At 45.1% G+C, this 6,261-nt stretch carries 3 protein-coding genes; 1 reads left to right on the top strand and 2 read right to left on the bottom strand.

Annotation, left to right across the window (positions count from 1 at the left end; translation table 11 throughout):
* Positions 1–382 (bottom strand): helix-turn-helix domain-containing protein (locus ACLFWI_RS24990; protein WP_446415170.1); only part of this gene is annotated, 382 nt, incomplete at its 3' end.
* A gap of 154 nt (positions 383–536) precedes the next feature.
* Between ACLFWI_RS24990 and ACLFWI_RS24985 the strand changes: the two genes are divergently transcribed.
* On the top strand, positions 537–686 hold the full coding sequence (locus tag ACLFWI_RS24985) for a hypothetical protein (RefSeq protein ID WP_157453004.1): 150 nt from the start codon (positions 537–539) through the stop codon (positions 684–686).
* A gap of 55 nt (positions 687–741) precedes the next feature.
* On the opposite strand, the gene ACLFWI_RS24980 is transcribed toward ACLFWI_RS24985, so the two are convergent.
* Entirely contained in the window at positions 742–6,033 is a 5,292-nt protein-coding gene (locus tag ACLFWI_RS24980) for a PAS domain S-box protein (RefSeq protein WP_446415169.1), read from the bottom strand.
* Between the last annotated feature and the right edge of the window lie 228 nt (positions 6,034–6,261).

Below are 6,261 nucleotides of genomic sequence, written 5' to 3'. Positions count from 1 at the left end.
TTGTTGGGTTGGTTGCGGTGGTGAGGGCGGGTTTTGTTGAGGGGTTGGGGGTTGATGTTGTTGAGTTAGCGTCTAAACCCGCCCCTACAGCAGATGGGTTAGGCGGGGAATTGGGATTGACATTTGGCACGTTTTGGGTTTCGGGATTTTCCCCCAAATCGGCAACCTCTCGCCAATCATAGCCGAGTTTATTACAGAGTTCGAGAAAGTTTAAGTGGTCAACGGGTTTACCGTTGAGAAAGTTCCATGCGGTGTTTTTCGATACGCCTACGGCTTCGGCTAAGTCAATCTGACGCGGGAAGCCATTGCGCCTGAGTGCTTGTTTCAGCTTGGGGATATAGTCGGGATGAACCTTTGTACCTCTGGACATGCGCGATCGCACAATCTTTTTCTCAGTATACCAATAGCAATCATCCTGCCTAAGACTAACTTGGGACTAACTTGGGACAAAGGGGTTAACCAGTGGGTTAGGATTGGGATTAAACCTGGGATTCGAGGGTGTTTGATGGAAGAGTAAAGCATTCAACCCGATTGTGATGAACAGGAAGCATTCTGAACTTTTGCTAAAAACCTTGGAAGTGAGTACATTTGTCGTTACTCTGTATACCTATTCAGCTTTTGTAGGAATTGCGGCGGCGGGTTTAGCGATTTATTGTTTACTTCAGCAAGCGCGGGAGGAGGGGTAGTATTGTGTTTGATAATGTAGGGTGGGACATTTCAGGATTCATAGTTTATATGTGCCTATCCAGTGAGTAAGGCATTGATAATCGTTGCTAGTTTCTTCAAGTTCACAGGTTTAGTCATATAATATGATACACCTGCGGCTAAACATTTTTCGCGATCGCCTGACATGGCTAGCGCCGTTATCGCAATAATTGGAATGTTGGCAGTACGAGGGTTAGCGCGAATCTGTTGGGTGGCACTTAACCCATCCAGTTCTGGCATCTGAATGTCCATTAAAATTAAATCAGGCTTGCGCCGTTGGCTGAGTTGTACGGCTTCTTTGCCATCTTTTGCCATGATCATTTCATACCCGATTCCCTGTAAATAATCGGCTAAGGTTTGGGTGTTGGCTTCGTTGTCTTCAGCCAATAAAATTAAGGGAGTTGTTCGCGGTAAATTTGTATCTTCGATGTCTGATACACTACACCCTAGCGTCGCATTTTCTGCGGGGTAACTGATGGAATGATTCGCTGGATGAGAACGCCAAGGTAGTCTCACGGTAAAACAACTCCCTTTTCCCAATTCACTTTCGACTGTTACCCATCCCCCATGTAATTCCACAATTCGCCGGACTAATGCTAATCCTAACCCTGTTCCCTGATGATGCCGGGATAAACTACTATCAATTTGGACGAAAGATTGAAAGAGTTTCTCCAGATGTTCTTTAGCAATGCCAATTCCCGTATCACTAACACTAATATAGAGAATATCTCCTGGGAATGTAGAGACGTAGCATGCTACGTCTCTACATTCCGTATCCTTATAAATTTCCACCGTAATTTGTCCCCCTTCTGGGGTGAACTTCACCGCGTTACTTAATAAGTTAATTAAGACTTGCTGTAAGCGTCGTTCATCGCCCAGAATCGTTCCTAATCCTTCTGCAATATTCCCCGTCAACGTAATGTTTTTATCTAAGGCTAGAGGTTTAATCAAGGATAAACTCGCATCACACAGTTGGCTAATACTAACAGGTGTCAGATTTAACTCCAATTTCCCGGATTCAATCTTGGCTAAGTCGAGAATATCGTTAATTAACTCCAGTAAATGTCTGCCACTTTTTTCAATCGTGGCGAGGGATTTGCGCTGCTTTTCGGTAATCTCTCCATAGACTTCTTCTTGTAAGCTTTCCGATAAACCCAGAATCGCATTCAGCGGCGTTCGCAATTCATGACTCATATTTGCCAGAAACTCGTCTTTTAACCGGGTGGCGTGGGCGAGTTCCGCATTGGTTGTGGCTAAGATATCATTATTGTGGCGCAATTGCTCGTATAATTGAGACTGTTTAATCGCGATCGCGAGTTGGGTGGCTAGGGAGACGAGTAACTCAATTTCCCAGGTTTGCCACTCTCGCGGATGGGAACATTGATGGACAATGAGTAATCCCCAGAGGATATCCTGTTGCACAATCGGGACAACCAGTTTTGCCCGGACTGCATACTCCCGCATAAAGTTTACCATACAAGGTAGAACATCTTCGCGATCGCGATCGGCTAAAGCATACACTTTTCCCTGTACATAATTCTGATAACAGCTTTGGGGAAAGGCTTCCGCGGGAAAGATACTATTCAATAACTGGGGAAATCCTGACGCTACCCCTTCCGCAATTGCCCGTCCCCGATTATCCTCAAAAAGCTGATAGACTAATACTCGGTCAGCCATCAGTAATTGTTGGACTTCTTCAACCGTCGTTGTCAGAATTGTCTCCAAGTCTAGGGATTGACGAATGCGTCGAGACATCGCACTGATTAATCGTTCCCGTTCAACTTGTTGGCGTAGAGTTTCTTCTACCTGTTTACGCGACGTAATATCTGACGCTGTACCCAGAAGTTGTTTCGGTTTCCCCTCAGATGTACGAGTAAAAATTGTATCCCAACTATATAACCAACGCCATTGACCATTCGCATGGCGCATCCGATACTCACATTCAATAATATCCCCATCTTTGGCGGTATAAAAGCGTTGATGCTGGCGTAAAATGTGGGCTAAGTCATCGGGATGCATTAGCGATTCAAACAGTTTCGATTCCATCTGCTGAATCTCCTCTGGACTATAACCCAGCACTTGAGCCACGGAACGGTTAATATAGATATTGCGTTGTTCGACGATATCATAAATATATAGCACATTCGGATTCGTATCCGCAATCCGTTGGATAAATCGCTGACTCTCTTGCAGCGCCAATTCTGCTTTTTTGCGATCGCTAATATCCCGAAAATAGACCGATAACCCTTCTTCTGAGGGATACACCCGCACTTCAAACCAGGTGTTGTTTGGCGCATACAACTCCTCAAACGCCTTCGGTTTTTGTTCCCGCGCCGCTTGGCGATAGATGGTTTCAAATTTCCTTCCCATGGCGTTAGGAAATTCATCCCAGATACATCGACCAATCATATCGGCGACGGGACGATTAATTAAGGGGGATAAGAGGGAGTTGAAGTGGGTAAACCGCCAATCCTGATCTAGGGCAAAAAAGCCTTCGGTAATACTTTCTAATATATTGTTAATCTGGCGATGGGAGTCTTGTAGGGCTAATTCCGTTTGCTGGCGTTCCTTAATTTCTCGGTGCAGTTGTTCCACTGTCTGTTCTAACGCCGTTGTTCGTTCTTGTACTCGCTTTTCTAGGACTTCATTTAAGTGTTTTAACGATTCTTCCGCCTGTTTGCGATCGCTAATATCTCGATAGGCGCTTAAAAAGAATAGTTGCTTGTCTTGATGAATAATGGAATGGGAGACTAGCAGGGTTTTCTGGACACCGTTTTTATCCAAAAATGTCGTTTCCAGGGTGCGGATTTTGCGCTTCTTACTGGGACTTTTTTGCCATTGCTTCACCTGCTGATAGATAAGCGGATCAGGATACAGTTTCGCCATGAAATTCTCACAACGATTCGCCTCTTGGCGCGTATAGCCTGTAATTTGCTGCATTTGATGGTTAAAGATGCGAAATTTTCCCTGACTATTACTTAGAGTAATTCCTTCGCCCACGGTATCAATCACCGTAGACAATTGTCCCGCCATGGATTGAATCGCTTGTTCAGCTTTTTTGCGTTCGGTAATATCCGTAACCGTGGTTACCCGCAAACAGCGTTCCCCTTGCTGCATAATCGGTCCAGTGGTAACCTGAATATCAATAAATTTACCATCATGACGCCGCACTTGCCATTCACCGGAATGATGGGGGTCAAATAATTCAGTTAAGGATCGTCCTAATAAATAATCACGGGGATAAGCAAAGAGTTGACAGAAGGCGGGATTCACCCTTACCAGTCGCCATTGTTCATTAGTAATACATAAACCCACGGGGGCAGATTCATAGAATAACTCTAATAGTTTATCACTGGTTTTGGCTTGTTCCTGCGCCTGAACTCGATGGGAAATATCCAGCCACGCGCCGATAATTTCTTGGGGAATTCCTTGGTCATTGCGGATCAGTTTCCCATCATCTTGTAGCCAAATATACTCACCATTTTTCCGCTTAAACCGATATTCTTGAATCGAATAGCCTTGTTGAAACAGTTGAGCAAAGCCGGTGAGGACGGTGGGTAAGTCTTGGGGATGAATATGACTTAACCAAAAATCGGGTTGTTCCAGGATTTCGGCTGGCGTATAGCCAATTAAAGCGGTAATATTATCACTAATAAACGTGGTTTGATAAGGGGGAATAAACTGGCGACTGTAAATTGCTGTGGGACTCGCCGAGAGTAAATAATGCAGTCGTTCTTGAGTTGCCTTTGCCAATTTTTCTGCCTTTTGCCGTTCCACGAGTTCCGTTTGTAATTGGACAAAAGCATTTGCCTGTTGAATCGCGATCGCGATTTGCACACTGAGTTGTTCTAATAAGTCTAATTCCTGAGGTTCCCATTGGCGGGGGGCGGCACAATGATGGGCAACTAATAAGCCCCAAAGTTGTTCGTTAATAATAATTGGAACGGTGAGAATGGCTTTGACTTGAAACTGTTCGAGTAATTCTAAATGGCAAGGGGTTAACCCTTGATGATAAATATTATGCGCCACCTGACGCCGCCCGTTCAGATAGTCAGCGCCTTTAGTGTCTTGAAAGTAAGCATCACGAACTTGTGAGCCGATAACTGAGGGAAATTCACCCACCGATTCCGCCACAATCTCCCCACTCCAATCCTCGGCAAACTGATAAACCAAGACGCGATCGCAATGAAGTAATTGCCGCACTTCCTGAACCGTGGCTTGGAAAATATCTGGAAGTTTTAGGAAGCAGCGGATGCGTTGGGCAATCGACCGTAAAATATGTTCCCGTTCCGCCTGTTTTTGTAATTGGTGGGTGCGAGATTGGACTAAGTATTCCAGTTGAGTATTGCGACTTTCTAATAACTCAATCTTTTCCGCTTCCAACTGACCGATGACTTGCTGGAGTTGGTCAATTACACCATACATTTCCATCGGATCAAGGACTTGCAGTAATCCAGTTTGGGTGACAATTCCCAACAATTCCCCTGTGTCACCTGTAACGACTAATCGCCGCACATAACGACGCTGCATTTCCTGATGGGCGTACCAAAGATTATTTGTGGGATGTAGGCAAAATAGAGGTTGACTCATCACATCATTTGCCTGTAATCCACTCAGATTGACACCCAATACCTGAAACTGAACAATATCTCGTTCGGTGACAATTCCCACAGGTTTTTGTTGATGTTTTCCCTCAATCCCTTGACAAATAACCACACAACTGACCCGATGTCGTGCCATTAACTGTGCTAGTTTGAGAGCCGAGGTATTGACTGTGGCTTGAATAACGGTAGTATTCATCACCTCATCCACAGTTCGTAGTTTCAGCAGATGAGAGGGTTCAATCACTGAACGCAGGGTAGAAAGGGTAATTAAACCCAGCAATTGTTCCTGATCATCCACCACAGGCAGATGACGAATCTGGTATTGTTTAAGAATACCCAGAATGCTAAAAAAATCTCGAAACTCGCTCGATTTGAGGTGATAATCTGGGGGACTCATCACCTGACGAATACTCACCCCCGCCAAATTGCGCCCCTGCGCCGTTAAGCGCACCACATCCCGTTCAGTAAAGATACCCACAAGCTTGGTTCCCTGAGTGACTAAGACACAGCTAGTGGAAGGAGACATTAAGGGATTCTGCGAGGGTTCCGGCGTCTTTTCTCCATCCTGGGAACAGAAACATCCCTGCACTTGACTCATTCGCGCCAAAACCTCAAGCACAGGTGTATCCAGCGTCACAGTAACTGGAGTGCGATCGAGGATATCGTTCAGTTGGGGAGAGTGGAAGCACCAAGGTTGGTTAGGGAGATGAGGAGCGGATGCCATAGGGATGCTAAACTAATCAGCGATAAGTGATTAAGTCATAAAATTGAATGGGGGGTCGCAGACGTGACCGTTTTGGGATAGAGGTATACTATCCTCTCCCTTTTCAGCATACAATCTTGATAATTGTTCGTAGTCAGCGCTTTAGCGCTACCAAGTTCATCCGTCATATCTCTATCCCTTACTCGCATCTTTCTTGAACTACCTGAAATCATTGTGAAACAAGGGTTT

The sequence above is a fragment of the Coleofasciculus sp. genome (genome assembly GCF_046539235.1).
In the GTDB taxonomy this organism is placed as follows: Bacteria; Cyanobacteriota; Cyanobacteriia; order Cyanobacteriales; family Coleofasciculaceae; genus Coleofasciculus.
The sequence above is the reverse complement of the archived record's forward strand: the minus strand, read 5'-3'. Positions and strand labels throughout refer to the sequence as shown.

What these genes read in the sequence shown, in the direction of transcription:
- ACLFWI_RS24985 (WP_157453004.1), top strand. Translation starts at nt 537, where the DNA reads ATGAACAGGAAGCATTCTGAACTTTTGCTAAAAACCTTGGAAGTGAGT.
- ACLFWI_RS24980 (WP_446415169.1), bottom strand. Translation starts at nt 6,033, where the DNA reads ATGGCATCCGCTCCTCATCTCCCTAACCAACCTTGGTGCTTCCACTCT.